Source organism: Micromonospora sp. WMMA1363, from assembly GCF_030345795.1.
Lineage (GTDB): Bacteria > Actinomycetota > Actinomycetes > Mycobacteriales > Micromonosporaceae > Micromonospora.
This window is the reverse complement of record NZ_JAUALB010000001.1, coordinates 2,315,001-2,333,933: the sequence shown is the minus strand read 5'-3', so window position 1 is coordinate 2,333,933 and position 18,933 is coordinate 2,315,001. Positions and strand designations below refer to the sequence as shown.

At 74.4% G+C, this 18,933-nt stretch carries 16 protein-coding genes; 9 read left to right on the top strand and 7 right to left on the bottom strand.

Annotation, left to right across the window (positions count from 1 at the left end):
- Positions 1–10: 10 nt before the first annotated feature.
- The 4 genes from QTQ03_RS10585 to QTQ03_RS10570 form a co-directional block, all read right to left on the bottom strand.
- Positions 11–901, bottom strand: coding sequence for a carotenoid biosynthesis protein (locus QTQ03_RS10585; protein WP_289277847.1), 891 nt, complete (start codon positions 899–901; stop codon positions 11–13).
- Positions 898–1,467, bottom strand: a complete 570-nt coding sequence (locus QTQ03_RS10580; RefSeq protein ID WP_289277846.1) for a GNAT family N-acetyltransferase — start codon at positions 1,465–1,467, stop codon at positions 898–900. The genes QTQ03_RS10585 and QTQ03_RS10580 overlap by 4 nt, the downstream gene beginning before the upstream one ends.
- Complete coding sequence (locus tag QTQ03_RS10575) at positions 1,464–2,216, bottom strand: monooxygenase (protein WP_289280765.1); 753 nt, start codon at positions 2,214–2,216, stop codon at positions 1,464–1,466. Before QTQ03_RS10575 ends, QTQ03_RS10580 begins: the two co-directional genes overlap by 4 nt.
- Before the next feature lie 71 nt (positions 2,217–2,287).
- Positions 2,288–2,776 (bottom strand): YbaK/EbsC family protein, encoded by a 489-nt coding sequence (locus tag QTQ03_RS10570; RefSeq protein ID WP_289277845.1) that lies wholly within the window; start codon positions 2,774–2,776, stop codon positions 2,288–2,290.
- A gap of 478 nt (positions 2,777–3,254) precedes the next feature.
- On the opposite strand from QTQ03_RS10570, the gene QTQ03_RS10565 reads away from it, so the two are divergent.
- The 9 genes from QTQ03_RS10565 to QTQ03_RS10525 all read left to right on the top strand — a co-directional run bounded on the left by QTQ03_RS10565 (position 3,255) and on the right by QTQ03_RS10525 (position 13,846).
- Positions 3,255–3,704: an SAV_6107 family HEPN domain-containing protein gene (locus tag QTQ03_RS10565; RefSeq protein ID WP_289277844.1), complete on the top strand. Its 450-nt coding sequence runs from the start codon at positions 3,255–3,257 to the stop codon at positions 3,702–3,704.
- Positions 3,705–3,761: 57 nt separating this feature from the next.
- Entirely contained in the window at positions 3,762–4,553 is a 792-nt protein-coding gene (gene imuA', locus QTQ03_RS10560) for a DnaE2-dependent mutagenesis accessory factor ImuA' (RefSeq protein WP_289277843.1), read from the top strand.
- Positions 4,550–6,127, top strand: a complete 1,578-nt coding sequence (locus QTQ03_RS10555; RefSeq protein ID WP_289277842.1) for a DNA polymerase Y family protein — start codon at positions 4,550–4,552, stop codon at positions 6,125–6,127. Before imuA' ends, QTQ03_RS10555 begins: the two co-directional genes overlap by 4 nt.
- 234 nt (positions 6,128–6,361) lie before the next feature.
- A complete protein-coding gene (locus tag QTQ03_RS10550) occupies positions 6,362–9,775 on the top strand; it encodes an error-prone DNA polymerase (RefSeq protein WP_289277841.1) in 3,414 nt (1,137 codons plus the stop codon).
- 121 nt (positions 9,776–9,896) lie between these two features.
- Positions 9,897–10,076: a hypothetical protein gene (locus QTQ03_RS10545; protein ID WP_289277840.1), complete on the top strand. Its 180-nt coding sequence runs from the start codon at positions 9,897–9,899 to the stop codon at positions 10,074–10,076.
- 37 nt (positions 10,077–10,113) lie between these two features.
- Entirely contained in the window at positions 10,114–10,881 is a 768-nt protein-coding gene (locus tag QTQ03_RS10540) for a methyltransferase domain-containing protein (RefSeq protein WP_289277839.1), read from the top strand.
- Complete coding sequence (locus tag QTQ03_RS10535; protein ID WP_289277838.1) at positions 10,878–12,035, top strand: alkaline phosphatase family protein; 1,158 nt, start codon at positions 10,878–10,880, stop codon at positions 12,033–12,035. The genes QTQ03_RS10540 and QTQ03_RS10535 overlap by 4 nt, the downstream gene beginning before the upstream one ends.
- Before the next feature lie 40 nt (positions 12,036–12,075).
- Positions 12,076–13,335, top strand: coding sequence for a DNA polymerase IV (locus tag QTQ03_RS10530; RefSeq protein ID WP_289277837.1), 1,260 nt, complete (start codon positions 12,076–12,078; stop codon positions 13,333–13,335).
- 115 nt (positions 13,336–13,450) lie between these two features.
- Positions 13,451–13,846 carry an SCO2097 family morphological protein gene (locus tag QTQ03_RS10525; RefSeq protein WP_289277836.1) on the top strand — a complete coding sequence of 132 codons (396 nt, stop codon included), beginning with the start codon at positions 13,451–13,453 and terminating at the stop codon, positions 13,844–13,846.
- Positions 13,847–14,083: 237 nt separating this feature from the next.
- On the opposite strand, the gene QTQ03_RS10520 is transcribed toward QTQ03_RS10525, so the two are convergent.
- Genes QTQ03_RS10520 through QTQ03_RS10510 form a run of 3 tightly spaced genes read right to left on the bottom strand, consistent with a single transcriptional unit; the run spans position 14,084 to position 18,903 of the window.
- Positions 14,084–16,534 carry a transglutaminase TgpA family protein gene (locus QTQ03_RS10520; RefSeq protein ID WP_289277835.1) on the bottom strand — a complete coding sequence of 817 codons (2,451 nt, stop codon included), beginning with the start codon at positions 16,532–16,534 and terminating at the stop codon, positions 14,084–14,086.
- 16 nt (positions 16,535–16,550) lie between these two features.
- Positions 16,551–17,849, bottom strand: coding sequence for a DUF58 domain-containing protein (locus QTQ03_RS10515; protein ID WP_289277834.1), 1,299 nt, complete (start codon positions 17,847–17,849; stop codon positions 16,551–16,553).
- Between the two features lies 1 nt (position 17,850).
- On the bottom strand, positions 17,851–18,903 hold the full coding sequence (locus tag QTQ03_RS10510) for an AAA family ATPase (RefSeq protein WP_289277833.1): 1,053 nt from the start codon (positions 18,901–18,903) through the stop codon (positions 17,851–17,853).
- Between the last annotated feature and the right edge of the window lie 30 nt (positions 18,904–18,933).

The window sequence follows — 18,933 nt, the reverse complement described above, 5'->3', positions numbered from 1 at the left end:
TGCCGTCCGGTCATGCTTGCGCGTCGACGCGGGGTCGGGGGCGCCGGACGGCCGGGCCCGGCCGACGTCGGTCGCGCAGCAGCGTCACCGCCAGCGGCACGGCGGTCACCGCCATGCCGGCAGCGCCCCACAGCGCAGAGGCGGGCAGATCGAGGAAGACGGCGTGGGCCAGCACACTGGATGCGTACGTCCACAGGTAGAGCGCGAGCATCGGGTCGTCGCGGCCGTCGGTGGCGACGACGGCCGACCCGGCCAGTGGACGTAGGGCGCTCATCATCAGCACCGCGAAGAGCAGCCAGCCCAGGTAGTTGCTGGCCGGGATGCCGGCCAGGCCGGGCAGCGCGGGGGTGGCGTCCCGCCAGACCCAGTGGCCCTCGGCGACCATCTGCGGGTCGAGGAAAAGGTCCCAGGTGGCCAGCCCGAGCGCCGCCAACGCGATCCGCCGGGCCGCCGCCCCGACCCGGGAGGCGCCGCCGGCCGTGCGGGTCGGCCCGCCGCCGGCCCCACCGGTGAGCCGGACCGCCGCCAGCCAGGCCGGCCAGGCCATCCAGGTCCAGGCGAGCGGGATGACCAGCGGCACCCCGACCAGTTTCGGGCCGAGCTGGCCGGAGTAGTCGTAGCTGCCGAACGGGAAGCCGGTGGCCACACCGAGCGCCTCGATGGCGAGGCCGCCGCCGGTGGCCACCACCACCAACGCCACCGCCGTCCGCGGGCCGCGGCTGAGCAACGCGTGGCTGACCGAGAGTAGGCAGCCGAGCAACACCGTGGCGATGGTGAGCCGGGCCCGGGTCTCCCCGGCGGTCAGCGGGTAGCAGATCTGCGCCAGCACCAGCACGGCCAGCAACGCCCAGGCCGGGCGGGTCACGCGGGCCGGCGGTGCGGAGAGGACGGGACGGGTCACGCCGCGGGCGGCCCGGAGGAGTTGGAGGCGGGCAGTGGCAGATCCCGGCCGAGCACCCCGAACGGGCGTTCGTCGCCCGGGAAGTGGAAGTTGCGCAGGATGTCGACGAAGCCGAAGCGGCGATACAGCCGCCAGGCGCGGGACCGCTGCTCGTCGGCCTCCGGCGTGGACAGCAGGGTGGTTGTCCCCTCGGCCATGGTGAGCAGCGCACGCAGCTGGCCCGCGCCGAGGCCGTGCCCCTGCGCGGGCGGCCGGACGTGCAGCTCGACCACCTCGAAGCAGGTGCTCAGCCAGCGCCGCCGGGCCACCGGGTCCAGCGCCCGCCACACCTGGTCGTGCCACCACTGGCCCGCCGTGCCGAGGTAGCCGTAGCCGAAGCCGGCCAGGTGTCCCTCGGTGGTGAGGCTGGCGATGGCGCGGAAGCCGGGCCGGCGGACGTGGGTGGCGACGTAGCCGCGGCGGGCCTCCAGCAGGTCGGTGCGGTACCCCATCGCCTCGCCGTAGACGGCCATCACGTCGTCCAGCCGTCGGACGAGATCGTCCGGTGTCCACCGCACCAGTCTCATTCCGCACCCTTCGCCGTACCCGCGTCGCCGTCGGCGACCCATCCCAGCACCGTCCGGTCACCGACCACGTCGCGTACCTCGAACCGCGCGAAGAGTTCCTCCGCATACCACCCCTCGGCGGGCGTCCGGATGATCGCGGCGCGGTGCTCCGGGTGACGGTACGCGAACGCGACCAGGTCCACCGGATCGCGCCACACACTGACCGTGCCCTGCCAGCCCAGCGGAGCCTCGCCGACGCCGAACCGGGCGAGCAGGCCGGGCGCGGCGGGCAACGCGGCGGCCACCGGAGGGACCGCCCGCCAGAAGGTGACCGCACGAGTCGGGCGCAGCCGGGCCCGGGTCAGCGCGAGTACCGGTCCGCGGGCCTGCCCGCCGGGCGGGTCACCGAACGGCCGACGGCCGGACCACTCGCCGCGACTGGTGAGCGGGTGCAGGTCGACCCGGACGGCGGTATGGGCGATGCGCGTCCAGGCCCGTCCCACCGGGGAGCTGTCGAAGCTGATGGCTGCGGCGGGGGAGTCCCACACCGTCAGCGCCGCCCATCGGGTCAGGTCCGTGTCGCCCGGCCCGAAGCCGGTGCCGGTGCCGGTGCCGAGCAGCTTGGCGAAACTGACGCCGGGCAGCGCGCGCAGCCGGCGCGGGTCGCGCGCCATCCGGACCAGCGCCCCGGGCAGCCTGCCCGGAGCGATGCGCCACACGTGCAGGGTGACCAGCTCGGGGACGGGCTCCCCGCGGCCGGTCTGGAGCATGCCCACCCCGCTGTGTCCAGCGGTGGCGGGGGGTGCCGGGCCGAGTCGGTCGGCCGGCTCGCCGAGCTCGCTCACGCGACCTCGGCCGGAGCGCCGCCGGTGACCCGCAGCAGTTCGGGATAGGTGGTGGGGAAGACCGCCCGGGGTACGCCCCCGGCGGCCCAGATCTCGTCGTACTTCTCCAGGGCGGTGTCCACCAGGGTGCGTAGCGACCGCGGGTGGCCGATCGGGGCGACCCCGCCGATCACCTGTCCGGTGTGCGCGCGGACGAACTCCGGGGTGGCCCGGCGCAGCCGGGTGACGCCGATCGACGCGGCGAGGCCGGCGGTGTCCACCCGGTGCGCCCCGGAGGTCAGCACCAGCAGGGGCGCGCCGTCGGCCTCGAAGACCAGCGAGTTGGCGATCTGGCCGACCTCGACGCCGAGCGCCTGGGCGGCGGCCGCGGCGGTGTGCACCGCGTCGGGCAGCAGGCGGACGGCGCTGGGCGCGTCGGAGCCGTCACGCACGCCCGCACGCTCGAGCGCTTCCCGCACCGCCTGAATGTTCGGGTGAGGCTGCATGCCGCCATTCTTCCCGGTTCGCTCACCGCAGGTTCAGCCGGCCACGCCGTGCGGTGGCCCGGTACCGGCGTCGGACGTACCTCCGGCGCGTCACACGTTGCGTTTTCGTCGGGAGGAGGGTGTACTGTCGGCAGTAGTTAGAACGAGTGTTCGATTGTCTCGTACACTCGTTCCAGCAGTCCGGAGCGGTGTTTCGCGGCGCTGGTCCGGGCGGGTGCGGCTCCGCGGGTCGCGCCAGGGTTCCGGGCAGTCGCGAGTCCGGATCCCGTCAGGCAGGAGCGTCGCCCGTCGCCCTCGACCCCCGGCGGCGGGCGGCGAACCCGCCGGTCCGGCCGGCCGGGCGTGGTGTGGGGAAGCGTCCACACCCGGCCGGCCCCACACCGGTGCGTCTTCCTCCGCACCACTCGTCCCGGCGGTCCCGCCGGCGGATCGGTTTCCGTCGCGGGCGTGCGCCTCGGCCATGTGGAGGAGACAGACCATGCCGACCAACCCGGCTCAGGCACCGACGGTGCCGGCGCATGCGCTGCCGCACCGCACTCCCGCCCAGCTTCTCGCGGTCGCCCGCCAGGGGCTGGCCGAGGCCGTCCGGACCGGTCCGGACGGGCTCCGCTACGCGGCGGCCCACGTGGCCGCCCTGCGCGCCGCCGCGGCCCTGCTCGCCGCGCGCGCCCGTCCCGCACCGGCCCGGCGGAACCGGGTCACCAGCGTCTGGGTCCTGCTCTCCGGTGTCGCCCCCGAGCTCGACGAGTGGGCCCGGTTCTTCGCCCTCGGCGCCAGCAAGCGTGCCGCCGCCGAGGCCGGTATCCCGCGGGTCGTCACCGCCCGGGAGGCCGACGACCTGCTGCGCGCCGCGGAGGAGTTCGTGACGGTGGTGGAGACCGCGCTCGGCGTGGTCCACCAACCGGCACTCGACGACCTCGCGGCCTGATCTCCGGTTCGGTTGACAGCAGCACAGCGCACAGCAGCACGACAGGGGGTAGGTCCGATGGCGGGCCGCATGGTGGTCGGTTCCGCCGCACTGGCGGGCCTGGTGCGCCCGGCGAGCGCATCGGATCCGGCGGGTGGCCACCGGGTGCTGCCGGTGGCCCCCGAGCTGACCGGCCTGCTGCCCAACCGGGGGTTACGCCGCGGCAGCACGGTCGCGGTCGCCGCCGGCCAGCCCCGACATGGCGGCGCCACCTCCCTGGTGTTGGCGCTGCTCGCCGAGGCGTCCCGAGCCGGCTCGTGGTGCGCCGTGGTCGGGGTGCCGACCTTCGGGGCGGGTGCCGCCGCCGAGCTCGGCGTCGCCCTGGATCGGCTCGCCCTGGTGCCGCATCCGGGGCCGGAGTGGGCCACCGTGGTCGCCGCGCTGATCGACGGGGTGGACGTCGTGGTCGCCGCGGTGCCGGCCGCGGTATCCGCCTCGGCCGCCATCCGGCTGGCCGCCCGGGCCCGGCAGCGAGGCAGCGTCCTCGTCCCGTACGGGCGATGGGACGGTGCCGACGTGACCCTCGAGGTGATCCGGGGGGTCTGGGAGGGACTCGGCGCCGGGAGGGGCCGACTGCGGCGTCGGGAGCTCACCGTCTCGGCACGGGGCCGGGGCGCTGCCGCGCGCCCCCGAGAGGCGACGGTCTGGCTGCCCGGTGACGCGCTGACCCGGGTCATCCCGCGTCCGGCCCTCGGCCCCTCGGTCGCCTCGGTCACCGGTCGGTCGGCCGCCGGTCGGCTCCGTGCGGTGCCGCCGACCTCCGCCGCCGAGCCGTCTCCACGAGCGCTCACCCTGGTCGGGCCGGCATGACCGCCGTACCGGTCCGGACGCTGGTGCTCTGGTGCCCGGACTGGCCGGTGATCGCCGCCGAGATCGTCGACGGGGTACCGGCCACCGGCCTGGTCGCGGTGCTGCACGCCAACCGGGTGGTCGCGTGTTCGGAGCAGGCCCGCGCCGAGGGGGTGCGCCGGGGGCTGCGTAAGCGGGAGGCGCAGGGCAGGTGCCCTCGGCTCACCGTCGTCGACCATGACCCCGTGCGGGACGCCCGGGCGTTCGAACCGGTGGTGGCCGCGGTCGAGGAGCTGGTGGCCGGCGTCGAGGTGGTCCGCCCGGGGGCGTGCGCGGTGGCGGCTCGTGGGCCCAGCCGCTTCCTCGGTGGCGAGGAGGCGGCGGCGGAGCGGATCGTCGAACACGTCGCCCAGGCCTGCGTGGTGGAGAGCCAGGTCGGCGTCGCCGACGGGGTCTTCGCCGCAGGGCTGGCCGCCCGCTCCGGTCGGGTCGTGCCGCCGGGCGGGACGCCGCGGTTCCTCGTCGACCTGCCGGTCGAGGCACTCGGTCGTCCCGCGCTGGCCGACCTGCTGCGCCGGCTCGGCGTGCGTACCCTCGGCGGCTTCGCCGCGCTGCCCGCCGGCGACGTGCTGGCCCGGTTCGGCTTCGACGGTGCGCTGGCCCACCGGCTGGCGGCGGGGCGGGATCACCGGCCGCTCGCGGTCCGGCAGCCTCCGGCCGACCTTGCCGTCACCGCCGATCAGGACGACCCCCTGGACCGGGTCGACGCGGCGGCCTTTGTTGCCCGCGCGCTGGCCGAGCGGCTGCACGACCGCCTCGCCGCGCACGGACTGGCCTGCACCCGGCTCGGCATCGAGGCGGTGACCGCGCACGGCCAGGAGCTGCACCGGGTCTGGCGGCACGACGGTCTGCTCACCGCCGCCGCGATCGCCGACCGGGTGCGGTGGCAGCTCGACGGCTGGCTCTCCGGCGGTCGGCCGGGCCGGGCGGGCGCCCGCCCGGCCCGGCCGACCGCCGGCATCACCCGACTGCGGCTGGTCCCCGACGGGGTGATCGCCCAGGGTGCTCTGCAACCGGGTCTGTGGGGGGAGGCCGGTGAGGAGCGGGAGCGGGCCCACCGGGCGTTGAGTCGGGTCCAGGGAATCCTCGGCCCCGAGGCGGTGGTGACGGCGGTGCTCGGCGGCGGGCGTTCCCTGCCCGACCAGGTGCGTCTGGTGCCGTGGGGCGACGAGCGCGTCCCCGCCCGGCCGGGGGGCCGGGTGGGGGATCCGCCGTGGCCGGGCCGGCTTCCGCCGCCGGCCCCGGCGGTGGTGTTCCCCGAACCGCTTGCCGCTACCGTGCGCGACGCGACCGGCGAGCTGGTCGTGGTCAGTGCCCGCCTGGCGGTGAGCGCGGCACCGGCACGGCTCGCCGTCGGGGCCGGCCAATCGGCGGAGATCATCGGGTGGACCGGCCCATGGCCGGTCGACGAGCGCTGGTGGGCGCCGGCGGAGGCCCGGCGGCGGGCCCGGTTCCAGGCGTGCCTCGCCGACGGCGCCGCCCTGCTGCTGGCGGTCGAGGGCGGCCGGTGGTTGGTGGAGGCGATCTATGACTGACGATCGCGTCGTCCGGCTAGCCACCGCCCCGTCCACCGCCCCGTCCACCGTCCATCCGGTCGGTCCGCGACCCGTCGGGGACGGCGGCTACGGGCCGTCACGGCCGAGGGAAGCGAATGCTTCGGTGAGCGATATGACGGTCCGGCATATCTATGGCTGGCAGTCATATCGCTCACTGACAGTTCTTCTTCTCCAGAGTTGTCCGACCGGCCCGACCGGCCCGGGAGGCGTCGGATGAGCTTCCACAACCCGGATCTTCCCTGGTCCGAGCTGGAGCGCGTGCTCTCCGGTCGGGGTGAGGGCCAGGGGTCCGGCGCCCCGCTGTCCGGCTCCGGTCGGGGAGGCCGGGGCGGGAGCGGCCGGCGGGGGCGGCATCTGCACGTGGTGGACCCCCTAACGGTGGATGCCGACGGCGGGGACGCCCCGGTGTGGACCCGCAAGCGCCAGCACTACGAGCCGCCCGCGTTGAGTCGCCCGTACGGTGCGGTGCCGTACGCGGAGCTGCACACGCACACCAACTTCAGCTTCCTCGACGGCGCCAGCCATCCGGAGGAACTGGCCGAGGAGGCCGCCCGGCTCGGGCTCACCGCTCTCGCGGTGACCGACCACGACGGCTTCCACGGCGTGGTGCGCTTCGCCGAGGCGGCCCGCGCCCTGCACCTGCCGACGGTCTTCGGCGCGGAACTCTCCCTCGACCTGCCCGGCCCGCAGAGCGGCGAACCGGATCCGCTCGGGCGGCACCTGCTGCTGCTCGCGCACGGCCACGAGGGGTACGCGCGGCTGGCCGCCACCATCTCCCGCGCCCAGCTGCGCGGCGGTGAGAAGGGGCGCCCGGTCTACGGGGAGCTGGCGGAGGTCGCCGCCGAGCTGCGTGACCACGTACTGGTGCTCACCGGATGCCGCAAGGGCCACGTGCCGGCAGCCCTGCTCACCGGGGGTGTCGACGCGGCGGCCCGGGAGTTGGACCGGCTGACCGCGCTCTTCGGCGCCGAGACGGTGGCGGTGGAGCTGACCGACCACGGGCACCCGGTCGACGCCGACCGCAACGACGCCCTCGCCGAGCTGGCCGCCGCCGCCGGGCTACCGACGGTGGCCACCAACAACGTGCACTATGCCACCCCCGGCCGGCGCCGGCTGGCCACGACGCTCGCCGCGGTCCGGGCCCGGCGCAGCCTGGACGAGATCGACGGCTGGCTGCCCGCCGCCGGCACCGCCCATCTGCGCAGCGGCGCCGAGATGGCGGCTCGGTTCGCCGGGTACCCGGGGGCCGTGGCCCGAGCCGCCGAGTTCGGCGCGGAGCTCGCCTTCGATCTGCAGCTCGTGGCGCCGGAGCTGCCGGCGTACCCGGTGCCGCCGGGGCACACCGAGATGAGCTGGCTGCGCCACCTGACCGGGCAGGGCGCGGGGGAACGGTACGGCCCGCCGGAGGCGCACCCCGAGGCGTACGCGCAACTGGAACACGAGCTGAACATGATCGAGGAGCTGGGTTTCCCCGGCTACTTCCTGGTGGTCTACGACATCGTCACGTTCTGCCGGGAGCGGGACATCTACTGCCAGGGCCGGGGCTCGGCAGCCAACTCGGCGGTCTGCTACGCGCTGCGGATCACCAATGTGGACGCCGTGCGGCACCGGCTGCTCTTCGAACGCTTCCTCGCACCGGAACGCGACGGGCCGCCGGACATCGACGTGGACATCGAGTCCGACCGCCGGGAGGAGGTCATCCAGCACGTCTACGCCCGGTACGGCCGGGAGCACACCGCCCAGGTCGCCAACGTCATCTCGTATCGACCCCGGTCGGCGGTGCGGGACGTGGCGAAGGCGTTCGGCTTCTCGCCCGGCCAGCAGGACGCCTGGAGCAAGCAGATCGACCGTTGGGGGTCGGTGGCCGCGGTCGACGTGGCGGACATCCCCGAGCAGGTGGTCGCGTACGCGAACGAACTCCAGACGTTCCCGAGGCACCTGGGGATCCACTCCGGCGGCATGGTGATCTGCGACCGGCCGGTGATCGAGGTCTGCCCGGTGGAGTGGGCCCGGATGCCCGGCCGCAGCGTGCTTCAGTGGGACAAGGACGACTGCGCCTCGGTCGGGCTGGTCAAGTTCGACCTGCTCGGCCTCGGCATGCTCTCGGCGCTGCGCTACGGCTACGACATGATCGGGTCCAGGCTCGATCTGGGCGACATGACCCTGAACGACCCCGAGGTCTACGACATGCTCTGCCGGGCCGACTCGGTCGGGGTGTTCCAGGTGGAGAGCCGCGCCCAGATGGCCACCCTGCCCCGGCTCAAGCCCCGTGAGTTCTACGACCTGGTGGTGGAGGTGGCGCTGATCCGCCCCGGCCCGATCCAGGGTGGCTCGGTGCACCCGTACATCCGGCGCAAGAACGGCCAGGAGCCGGTCACCTTCCCGCACCCGCTGATGCGCAACGCGCTGGAGAAGACCCTCGGCGTACCGTTGTTCCAGGAGCAGCTGATGCAGCTCGCCATGGACCTGGCCGGCTTCGACGCGGCCGAGGCCGACCAACTGCGCCGGGCGATGGGCGCCAAGCGCTCGGTGGAGCGGATGGCACGGATCGCCGACCGGCTCTACGCCGGGATGGCCGAGCGGGGCATCACCGGTGAGCTGGCCGACGACGTCTACCGCAAGCTCACCGCGTTCGCCAGCTACGGCTTCCCGGAGAGCCACGCGATGAGTTTCGCCTACCTGGTGTACGCCAGCTCCTGGCTCAAGCGCTACCACCCGGGCCCGTTCCTGGCCGCGCTGCTGGGTGCCCAGCCGATGGGTTTCTACTCGCCGCAGACCCTGGTCGACGACGCCCGCCGGCACGGGGTGGAGGTGCGCCGGCCGGATATCAACGCCAGCGGCGCCAAGGCCGTCCTGGAGTCCACCCCGGACACCCGGTGGGGCAGCGTGGCGGGGGAGCCGCCACACGCCTGGGGGCTGGGCGGGCCGGCCGTCCGCCTTGGGCTGTCCGGCGTGCGTACCCTCGGCGCGGAGGTGGCCGAACGGATCGAGGCCGAACGCGTGGCACACGGGCCGTACCGGGACATGCCGGATCTGGCCCGCCGGGTGGGTCTCACCGCCGCGCAGCTGGAGGCGCTCGCCACCGCGGACGCCTTCGCGTGCTTCGGCCTGACCCGGCGGCAGGCGCTCTGGGCGGCCGGGGCTGCGGCCCAGGACCGGCCGGGTCGCCTGCCCGCCACGGTGACCGGCGCGACCGCGCCGACCCTGCCTGGGATGGAGGCGGTCGACCGCCTCGTTGCGGACGTGTGGGCGACCGGGCTGTCGCCGGAGAGCCACCCGGCCAGGTTTGTCCGGGACCAGCTCGACGCGCTGGGCGCGGTGCCGATCGCCCGGCTCGGTCGGGTGGAGCCGGGTCGGCGGATCCGGGTCGGCGGGATCGTCACCCACCGGCAGCGTCCGGCGACGGCGGGTGGCGTCACCTTCCTCAACCTGGAGGACGAGACCGGGATGCTCAACGTCACCTGCTCGCCCGGGCTGTGGCAGCGTTACCGGCGGGTGGCCAGGACCAGCGTCGCGCTGGTGGTCCGCGGGCGGTTGCAGCGTCACGAGGGGGTGATCAACCTCACGGCCGATCGGTTGGACGTGATCGACCCGCCGGTCAGCCCCGCGTCGCGTGACTTCCGTTGACCGGACGTGATCTGCGTTACGGATTTCCGTCCCGGATGGCGGGAGACTCCATGCCCGCGTGGGCAGGGTGGCCCACGTGTCGTGGGCAGGGTGGCCCGCGTGTCATGAGGGGAACGAGCCGATGACGGGGAATCACACGTACCACGGTGGAGTGGCAAACACCCGGCGGACCCGGCTGGGCGCCGGATGGGTGCCCACGCACCACACCGAGGTCCGCGAGTACGAGGTCACCGACGGGCCCGTGGCGAACTCGGTGCGCTCCCGCAACGATGAGGAGGGCACCGCCGGCGGTGAGGCCTGAGGGCCACCGGGCGGCGTCCCTGGCGGAGCTGGACCGAATGACTAGGCTCGTCCGGGTGGAGCAGACCCGAGGCCGCCTCGCCGGGCCGCCGCTGACCCCCCGGACCGCCGTGATCTGGTCGGTGCTGGCCGCCGAGCTGGACCGCCGCGGTGACACCGAACTCGCCGTGCTCGACGTGGGTGGCGGCACCGGCGGCTTCGCCGTGCCGCTGGCCCGGGCCGGGCACCGGGTCACCGTGGTCGACGCCAATCCCGACGCGCTCGCCGCACTGACCCGCCGGGCCGCCGAGGCGGGAGTCGCCGACCAGGTACGGGCCGTCCAGGGTGACGGTGACGCGCTCACCGGGCTGGTCGAGCCGGCCAGCGTGGACTTGGTGCTCTGCCACGCCGTCCTCGAGGTGGTCGACGACCCGGTCCCGGTGGTCACCGCGCTGGCCGGTGCCCTGCGCCCAGGCGGGGCCGCGAGCGTGTTGGTGGCCGGGCGGGCCGCCGCGGTCCTCGGCCGGGCGATGAACGGGCACCTGGACGTGGCCGCCGCGCTGGCCGCCGACCTCGGCGGCACCGCCGGGGCGCGGGACACCCTGCGCCGGCGTTACGACACCGGGAACGCCGCCGCGCTGCTCGCCGCCGCCGGGCTGACGGTGGAGGAGATCCACGGCGTCCGCGTCCTCGCCGACCTGCTGCCCGCGACGGTCGCCGACGGCCAGCCGGCCGCCCTGCTGGAGCTGGAGCGGGCGCTCGCCGCCCGCGCGCCCTGGCGGGACCTCGCCGCCCAGCTGCATCTGTTCGCCCGTCGCCCGGCATGACCGGCGTCAGGCCGCTGGAGACCGTCGCCCCCCGGTACGGCGCGGCGAGCCTCGCCGACGTCCTGCCCGCGGCGCTCGCCGTGCTCGGGGTGCCCGGTGCCACCGACGTGCTCGGTCTCACCGGGGCGCTGGCCGGCGTGCGTCGGATCGCGGTGCTGCTCGTCGACGGCCTCGGTTGGTACCAGATACCGACCGCCGCACCGTACGCGCCGACCCTGGCCGGCCTTGCCGCGACCGTGGGCCGGCCGCTTACCTCCGGTTTCCCCTCCACGACCCCGACCAGCCTGGTGACCCTGGGCACCGGCGCCGCGCCCGGCGTGCACGGCGTGCTCGGGTTCACCCTGCGGGTACCCGGGACCGACCGGGTGCTCAACCACATCGACTGGGCCGGCGAGCCGGAGCCGCTGCGCTGGCAGCCGGTCCCCACCCAGTTGGAGCGGGCGCGGGCCGCCGGCGTCCACGTGACGGTGGTGAGCCGGCCCGAGTTCGGCGGCAGCGGGTTGACCCTGGCGGCCAATCGTGGCGGCGACTACCGGGGGGCAGCCGGCGTCGACGCGCTGGGCCGGGAGATGCTCGCCGCCCTGGCCGCCGGCGCCGGGCCCACCCTGGTCTCCGGCTACCATCCCGACCTGGACCGGCACGGCCATCTCAGTGGCGTCGACTCGATGCCCTGGCGGGCCGCCGCCGCCGAGGTGGACCAGCTGCTGGCCCACCTCGTGGACGGCCTGCCGCCGGACGCCGCGCTGCTGGTCACCGCCGACCACGGGCAGCTCGACGTGCCCGCCGCGCACCGGTTCGACCTGGACACCGACCCGCGCCTGCGGGACGGGGTGGCCGTGGTCGCCGGTGAACCCCGCGTCCGTTACCTGCACGTGGCGCCGGGTGCCCGGGACGACGTGCTGGCCACCTGGTCCGCGGTGCTCGGCGGCGCGGCGCGCGTGCGCACGCGCGAGCAGTTCGTGGCTGCCGGCTGGTTCGGTCCGGTGCCCGAGGCGCATCTGAGCCGGATCGGGGACGTGGTGGTGGTCTGCAACACCACCTACGCCGTGCTGGCCACCCGGTCGGAGCCGCCGATGGCGAGCCGGCTGGTCGCGTACCACGGGGCGGACACCGCGGCGGAGATGACGATCCCGCTGCTGGTGGTGCGGGGCTGACCCGGCGGTTTCGTCGGACCTGGCCGCTAGCCTCTCCGGCATGGGCCGCAGCCAGTCGTTGCCCCGGGGCGGCGATCCGCGCTTCGGGTCGGACGCCGACGATTCCGGCTGCTCGATGCTGCACGTCGACATGGACGCGTTCTTCGCCTCGGTGGAGGTGCGCCGCCGACCGGAGCTGCGCGGGCGGCCGGTCGTGGTCGGCGGGGCCGGGCCGCGCGGGGTGGTCAGTTCGGCGAGCTACGAGGCTCGGCGATACGGCGTACGCAGCGCCATGCCGATCATGCGGGCCCGGGCGCTCTGCCCGCAGGCGGTGTTCCTGCCGCCCGACTTGCCCGCGTACACGGCCGCCTCCAGAGCTGTCATGCAGATCTTCCGGGAGGTCACCCCGCTGGTCGAGCCGCTCTCCCTGGACGAGGCGTTCCTCGACGTGGCCGGTGCCCGGCGGCTGTTCGGCCCACCGGCCGTGATCGCCCGGCTGGTCCGCGAGCGGGTGGCGCGGGAGCAGGAGCTCACCTGTTCGGTCGGGGTGGCGCCGAGCAAGTTCGTGGCGAAGCTCGGCTCGACCCGGGCCAAACCGGACGGCCTGCTGGTCGTCCCGACCGCCCGGGTGCTCGACTTCCTGCACCCGCTGCCGGTGGCGGCGCTGTGGGGGGTGGGGGAGCGCTCCGCCGAGACGTTGCACCGGCTCGGTCTGACCACCGTCGGTGAGCTGGCGCGGGCACCGATCGGGATGCTGCGGCAGGCGCTCGGCGAGGCGGCCGCCCGTCACCTGCGCGAGCTGGCATGGGGGCGGGACGCGCGCCGGATCGCCCTCGAGCAGGTGGAGAAGTCGATCGGCGCCGAGGTGACGTTCGACGTCGACGTGGTCGACCCCCAGGAGATCCGGCGGGCTCTGCTCGGGCTCGCCGAGAGGGTCGGCGGCCGGCTGCGCCGCGCCGGGCAGGTGGGCCGGACGGTCTCGCTGAAGGTGCGCCTGGCAGACTTTCGCACCGTCAGCCGCTCCCGTACCCTTGACGTGCCCACCGATGTCGGTCGGGAGATGTTCGACACGGCTTGGGCGCTCTGGACCGCCCTCGACCCGACGGAGCCGATCCGGCTGGTCGGCGTCCGGGCCGAGGGTCTTTCGGCGGCGCGGGAGACCCCGCGGCAACTCGCCCTCGGCGCGCCGGAACGGGGCTGGCGGGAGGCGGAAGCTGCCGCTGACGCCGCTGCTGCCCGTTTCGGGCGGTCCGTCATAGGTCCCGCAAGTCTGCTCCGAGTCCGGGATCCACGTCCAGACGAAAATCAGAGTCGACCATAGGTCGTCCCGCTTTCCGACGCGCGAGGCCCCTCGTAGACTTGCGGGTAAGCAGCCGGTTGGCTGCCACGGTCTGTCGGCCCGACCGGGCCGACCCACGTGACCGGGGAGGAGTGCCGTGCCGCTCTCGGAGCACGAGCAGCGGCTGTTCGATCAGATCGAGCGGTCGCTTGCCGAGGACCCCAAATTCGCCTCGGCCGTGCGCGCCAGCGACCCGCGTTTCCACGCGCGGCGTCGCCTGCTCGTCGCTGCCGGCGTCGCCGTCGTCGGTTTGGCCCTACTGGTCTACGGCGCGGTGATCAAGACTCCGCCGCTGGCAGTGGCGGGATTCGTCGTCATGCTGGCCGCGCTGGGCTTCGGGGTGCAGTCGCACCGGCGGGCGCAGTCACCTGACCTGCACGTCGTGGGCGGGACGACGACGGCACGCCGTCCCCGCGGACGGGCCGGCCGGCGGTCGTCGCTCCTGGACCGGATGGAGGACCGCTGGCGGCAGCGCCCGGAGGGGCATCGCTGACCCTCTCCGGACCGGTCGGGTTCGCGCTCGACGGCGGGGCTGCGCCGCCGCATCGGCGGCGACATGTGGCACTTCCGCGCGCCCGCCGGTTGGACCCCACAGCTCCATCGAGAACTGGCCCTCGTCCGGCACTTCCGCGCGCCCGCCGGTTGGAACATCTCGGCGACCGGCCGCGAACCCGCCGACTACCACCGTTCCGGCGGGCCGGTGCCTACCTGTCTCGAAGGTAACACCGGGTCAGCGGGCGAAGCGGTTGGCGAGCAGCCGTCGGGGATTCCACCGTAGGACCGCGTATCGGAGTCGGCCGTGCATCGTCACCAGTCGGGCTGACCGGTCCGTCGTGGCAACACGCCAGCGCAGCAGCACCGACGGGGGGAGAGTAGCCGCCAGCAGGCGGGTCCGTCGATCGGCCCGGGTAGCGAGCGCGGCACGGACGTGGCGGAGAGCGCGCGGCAACGGCTCACCGGTGAGCGGGTCCCGGGCGTAGCGGGCCCGCTCCTCTGCCTGGCCGAGTAGGCGTACCGCCGCCGTCGCGGCGGTGTCGCCCGCGAGCGTCTCCCGGGCCAGCCGGTCGGCGGTCGCCCGGGGCGTCTCCGCCCGGTCGATTCGTACCCGGAAGTCCACCAGCGTGTCGAGCAGTTCGTCCCAGGCGGTGTGCGCGTCGACGCGGGCACGGTCCGCGTCGGCCAGAACCACCATCCGCCGCCCGCCGGCCGGCGCCGCGGCGGCGCCGGTGACCGGCGCCGGTGCCCGCCCACCGCTGCGCCGGCGGCGCAGGGCGAGTCGCCGCAGCGCCGGGACGGCGAGCAGCGCGAGCAGCGCCAGGACGCCAGCGGCCCACCACACCCAGATCGGCGTCGACCGGATCGGCGTGCCGGGGGTGGCCGACAGCCCGGAGGACACGTCCTCCTGCCCGTCGAGACGACGCTCCGGACCGGCCGTGGACTCCGGACCGGCGGGGCCGCCGGCGGTGCTCGGCCCCGGGGCGGTCCCCTCCGGGGCATCGGTGTCCGGCGCCCAGGCCGAGCGGGCGGCACCCTGAACTCCGTAGGCGGGGGTGGCGTCGAAGGGAACCCAGCCGAACCCGTCGAAGTAGACCTCGGTCCAGGCGTGCAGGTTGCGGTTGGTCAGGGTGTACGTGCCGCCACCGGAGTTGACGCCGTTGGTGAAGCCGAAGGCCACCCGTGCCGGGACGTCGGCGGCGCGGACCAGCCACGCCATCGCGGCGGCGTACTGCTGGCAGAAGCCGGCCTTGTTGGTGAGGAAGTTGACGATGTCCTCGCCGCTGGTGCCGCCCTCGGTGCTCAGGGCGTAGCTGAACCCGTTCTCCGCGGAGAAGTAGTCGTAGACGGCGCGGACCTTGTCGTACTCGGTGGTCTTGCCCCGGAGGAGGGTTTCGACCAGCGCGTCCACCTCCGGCACATGCGGGGTGACCGTCTGCCGGCGCAGGCTGTGGTCGGGCGGCAGCGGCCGCGCCTGCCGCAGCGCCGCCGGGGTGTACGCCGTCCGGACGTACTCGAACGCGTAGCGCCTGTCCCGCGAGGACTCCCGGTTGGAGAAGAACACCTGGAGGTTCTTGTCGTAGTACCAGTTGCCGCTCAGGCCCTCGACGCGCAGGGGCTCACGGTACACGGGGAGATACGGCATCGCGAGGTTCTTCGTCACCTCGACGGTGGCCGAGTAGGTGTTGCGCTCGACGCCCGGCCGGGTCCGTTCCGGCGGGTCGGGCAGTACCGCACGGCCGGTGGGGTTGCTCGCCCGGAAACCGTCGGGCCGCAGTTTGTCGGCGACGCCGAAGCGCAGGTAGAACGGGTTCGGCTCGTCGGTGGTGACCTTCACCAGGTCGGCGACCTCGCTCTGGTTGAGCTGACCGCTCAGCGTGGCGAAGAGGTCGATCCGGTCGGGCGAGTTGCCCTGGCCCGGCCGGTCGGTGCCGGCACCGGTACCGGAGCCGAGCGTGTCGAGCAGGCTGGCGTTCATCCCCGGCAGCGGGGCCAGCGGCACCACGACGGCCAGCACGACGCCTACCGCCGCGAGCCGGCGGCCGGCAGCGGACAGTGGGGAGGACTCCCAGACGTCGACACCCCGGCCGTCGCCGGTGAACCGTCGGCCGAACCGGCGGACCCGGTCGACGTTGTCGGTGACCAGGAGCCACAGGTAACCGGCCGCGCCGACGACGAACGGCACGGGCGGAACGCTGTCGACGTAGACCGCCACCGGCACCGAGTAGATGGCCAGCATCGGCAGGCCGGCGAGCGCCGGCCGGCGCAGCCCGACCGCCACCAGATCGACCAGCACCGCGACCCCGCCGACCCCGAGCACCGTGATGAACAGCAGCGGGTCGGTGTCCGGCACCTTGACCCCGTACGAACGGATGTCCACCAGCGAGGCGTCGGCCAGTGAAGCGAAGTACCCGAAGGTGGCCGGGGTGGGTACGACCTTGAACAGTTCGGAGCCGGAGGGGAAGAGCCACCCCAGGGCGAGCGTCAGACCGGCCAGCATGCCGAGCGTCTGCCCCCACAGCGGCAGCCGGCCCAGCCGGGTCAGCGCCGCCACCGTGGCCACCACCGCGACCGCGATGGTCGACTGGACCAGCCACGTCCAGCGCTCGAAGATGGCCGACAGCGGCGCCGCGGCGAGTAGCGTCGCGGCGGCCGCGACAAGGCCCAGGTTCCGGTGGGCGATCATGAGGGGAACCGTCCGTTCATCGCATGCCGCCGGCAACCGTCTCGGCGAGGGCCGCCCGGACGGCGAAGCCCTGCGAACCTCGCGCGGCCTGTGGCCACAGTGCGGGCAGCCGGGCACCGTGGTCAACGCCGACCACCCGCCACCCACTCTGCAACAGCGCGAGCGCGGCGATGCCGTGGGCGTGGTCGGCCTCGGCCCGGGCCTTGGTGGGCAGGTTGAGCCAGGTCGAGCTGTCCAGCAGGAACGCGACGCAGGTCGCCCCGTTGCCGCGTAGCGCGGCCAGCAGCTCGGCCTCGGTGGTGCTCAGCGACCCGAACAGGCCGATGATCAGGCCGCCGTCGGAGCGCTGCCGGACCCGCTGCACCAGCGTGGCGATCTCGACGCGCTGGTCGAGACGTACGTCGGCGAGGTGATCGAGGAGTAGGCCGCCGCCGGTCACCTCCGTCGCGTCGATGTCGGTGCCGGAGCCGGTCACCAGCCGCAGCTTGTAACCGCCCTGACGCAGGTGTACGGCGATGCTCGCGGCGGCCGAGACCGCCCACTCGAAGCTGGCAGTGGGACCGTCGCCGCAGTGCCCGTACGCCCGGGTGTCGAGCAGGACGGTGGCCCGACTCTCCCAGGGCTGCTCCTCGCGGCGCACCATCAACTCACCGGTGCGGGCGGTCGACTTCCAGTGCACCCGGCGCAGGTCGTCACCCATCCGGTACTCCCGGGTGGCCGTGTCGTCCTCGCCGTGCACCGCCACGGACCGGGCCCGGCTGTCGCCGCTGCCCGCGTACTCGCCGGGGAGACGGATCATGGGTAGCGGGGTGACCTGCGGGATCACCGTCAGCCGGTCGGTGCTGGGGAAGGATCGGGTCAGCTCGCACAGGCCGAACGGGTCGGTCATCCGGACCACCAGCGGGCCGACCTCGTACCGCCCGCGCACGTCGGCCCGCACCGTGTACGCCACCGAGCTGGCCTGGTTGGCGCCGAGCCGGTCGAGCACCACCCGGGGGCGGCTGCCCAGCGCGTACGGCAGCCGATCCTCCAACAGCAGGGTGCCGGTGGGCAGCCGGGACAGGTTCTGCAAACGCAGCACCACCCGGGAGCTGGCGCCGACCGGCACCCGGTGTGGGTCCAGCGACCGGTGGCAGGCCAGCTTGTAGCGGCTGCGCCCCACATACCACGCGGCTAGCAGCGGAAGAACGGCGAGCAGCACGGCCACCCGCAGCAGGTCCTTCTCACCGAGAATCGCGGCCGAGATCGCCGCGGCGACCGCTGCCGCGAAGAACGAACGGCCGCGGGTGGTCAGCCCGCGCAGCCCGTCGCGCACGTCACGGCCTCCGCGGCTCGTACGGGGCGCGAGCGCTGCCGGTGGCCGGCCGGGTGTCGTACGGTGAACGCCGCCGCTCGTGTGGCAACGGCAGGCGGTGCACCAGGTCGGAGACGATCGCGTCGGTGGTCCGCCGGGCCAGCTGCGCGTCGGCGGTCGGGATGATCCGGTGTGCCAGCACCGGCACGGCCAGCACCTGCAGGTCGTCGGGGAGGACGTAGTCGCGCCCATCGAGCGCGGCGACCGCGCGGGCGGTGCGCAACAGCTGGAGGGTGGCCCGCGGGGAGGCGCCGAGGCGCAGGTCGGGTGCCTCGCGGGTGGCGGTGACCAGATCCACCGCGTACTGCTTGACCGCGTCGGCGACGTGCACCTGCCGGACGTGCCCGATGAGCTGCCGGACCGTGTCGGCGTCGGAGACCGGCCGCAGCCCCTGCATCGGGTCGGTGGCGCCGTGCCCGTCGAGCATCGCCAGCTCGGCGCCGGCGTCCGGGTACCCCATGGCGATCCGGGCGGTGAACCGGTCCCGTTGCGCCTCGGGTAGCGGGTACGTGCCCTCCATCTCGATCGGGTTCTGCGTCGCGATCACCATGAACGGCGTCTGGAGCTGGTAGGTCACCCCGTCGACGGTGACCTGTCGCTCCTCCATACACTCCAGCAGCGCCGACTGGGTCTTCGGCGAGGCCCGGTTGATCTCGTCGCCGACGACCAGGTTGGCGAAGACGGCACCGGGGCGGAACTCGAAGTCGTGCGTCTCCTGGTTGTAGACGCTGACCCCGGTCACGTCGCTGGGCAGCAGGTCGGGGGTGAACTGGATGCGCCGGACCGAACAGTCGATCGACCGTGCGAGGGCCTTGGCCAGCTTGGTCTTGCCCACCCCGGGCACGTCCTCGATGAGTAGATGACCCTCGGCGAGCAGCACCGCCAGGGCAAGCCGGACGGTGGCCGTCTTGCCCTCGATGACCTGTTCGATGTTCGCCACGATGGCGTCACTGGCGGCGCGGAACTTGTCGTGTGGCAGCAGACCGCCGACCTCGTCCCAGGTCTGTTGACTCACGGGCTCCTCCTCGTCGCCTGGACGGCAGCT

Coding starts and splice junctions, on each gene's coding strand:
- QTQ03_RS10520 (WP_289277835.1), bottom strand. CDS start 16,534: ATGATCGCCCACCGGAACCTGGGCCTTGTCGCGGCCGCCGCGACGCTA.
- QTQ03_RS10550 (WP_289277841.1), top strand. CDS start 6,362: ATGAGCTTCCACAACCCGGATCTTCCCTGGTCCGAGCTGGAGCGCGTG.
- QTQ03_RS10575 (WP_289280765.1), bottom strand. CDS start 2,216: ATGCTCCAGACCGGCCGCGGGGAGCCCGTCCCCGAGCTGGTCACCCTG.
- QTQ03_RS10540 (WP_289277839.1), top strand. CDS start 10,114: ATGACTAGGCTCGTCCGGGTGGAGCAGACCCGAGGCCGCCTCGCCGGG.
- imuA' (WP_289277843.1), top strand. CDS start 3,762: ATGGCGGGCCGCATGGTGGTCGGTTCCGCCGCACTGGCGGGCCTGGTG.
- QTQ03_RS10535 (WP_289277838.1), top strand. CDS start 10,878: ATGACCGGCGTCAGGCCGCTGGAGACCGTCGCCCCCCGGTACGGCGCG.
- QTQ03_RS10565 (WP_289277844.1), top strand. CDS start 3,255: ATGCCGACCAACCCGGCTCAGGCACCGACGGTGCCGGCGCATGCGCTG.
- QTQ03_RS10580 (WP_289277846.1), bottom strand. CDS start 1,467: ATGAGACTGGTGCGGTGGACACCGGACGATCTCGTCCGACGGCTGGAC.
- QTQ03_RS10545 (WP_289277840.1), top strand. CDS start 9,897: ATGACGGGGAATCACACGTACCACGGTGGAGTGGCAAACACCCGGCGG.
- QTQ03_RS10570 (WP_289277845.1), bottom strand. CDS start 2,776: ATGCAGCCTCACCCGAACATTCAGGCGGTGCGGGAAGCGCTCGAGCGT.
- QTQ03_RS10530 (WP_289277837.1), top strand. CDS start 12,076: ATGGGCCGCAGCCAGTCGTTGCCCCGGGGCGGCGATCCGCGCTTCGGG.
- QTQ03_RS10555 (WP_289277842.1), top strand. CDS start 4,550: ATGACCGCCGTACCGGTCCGGACGCTGGTGCTCTGGTGCCCGGACTGG.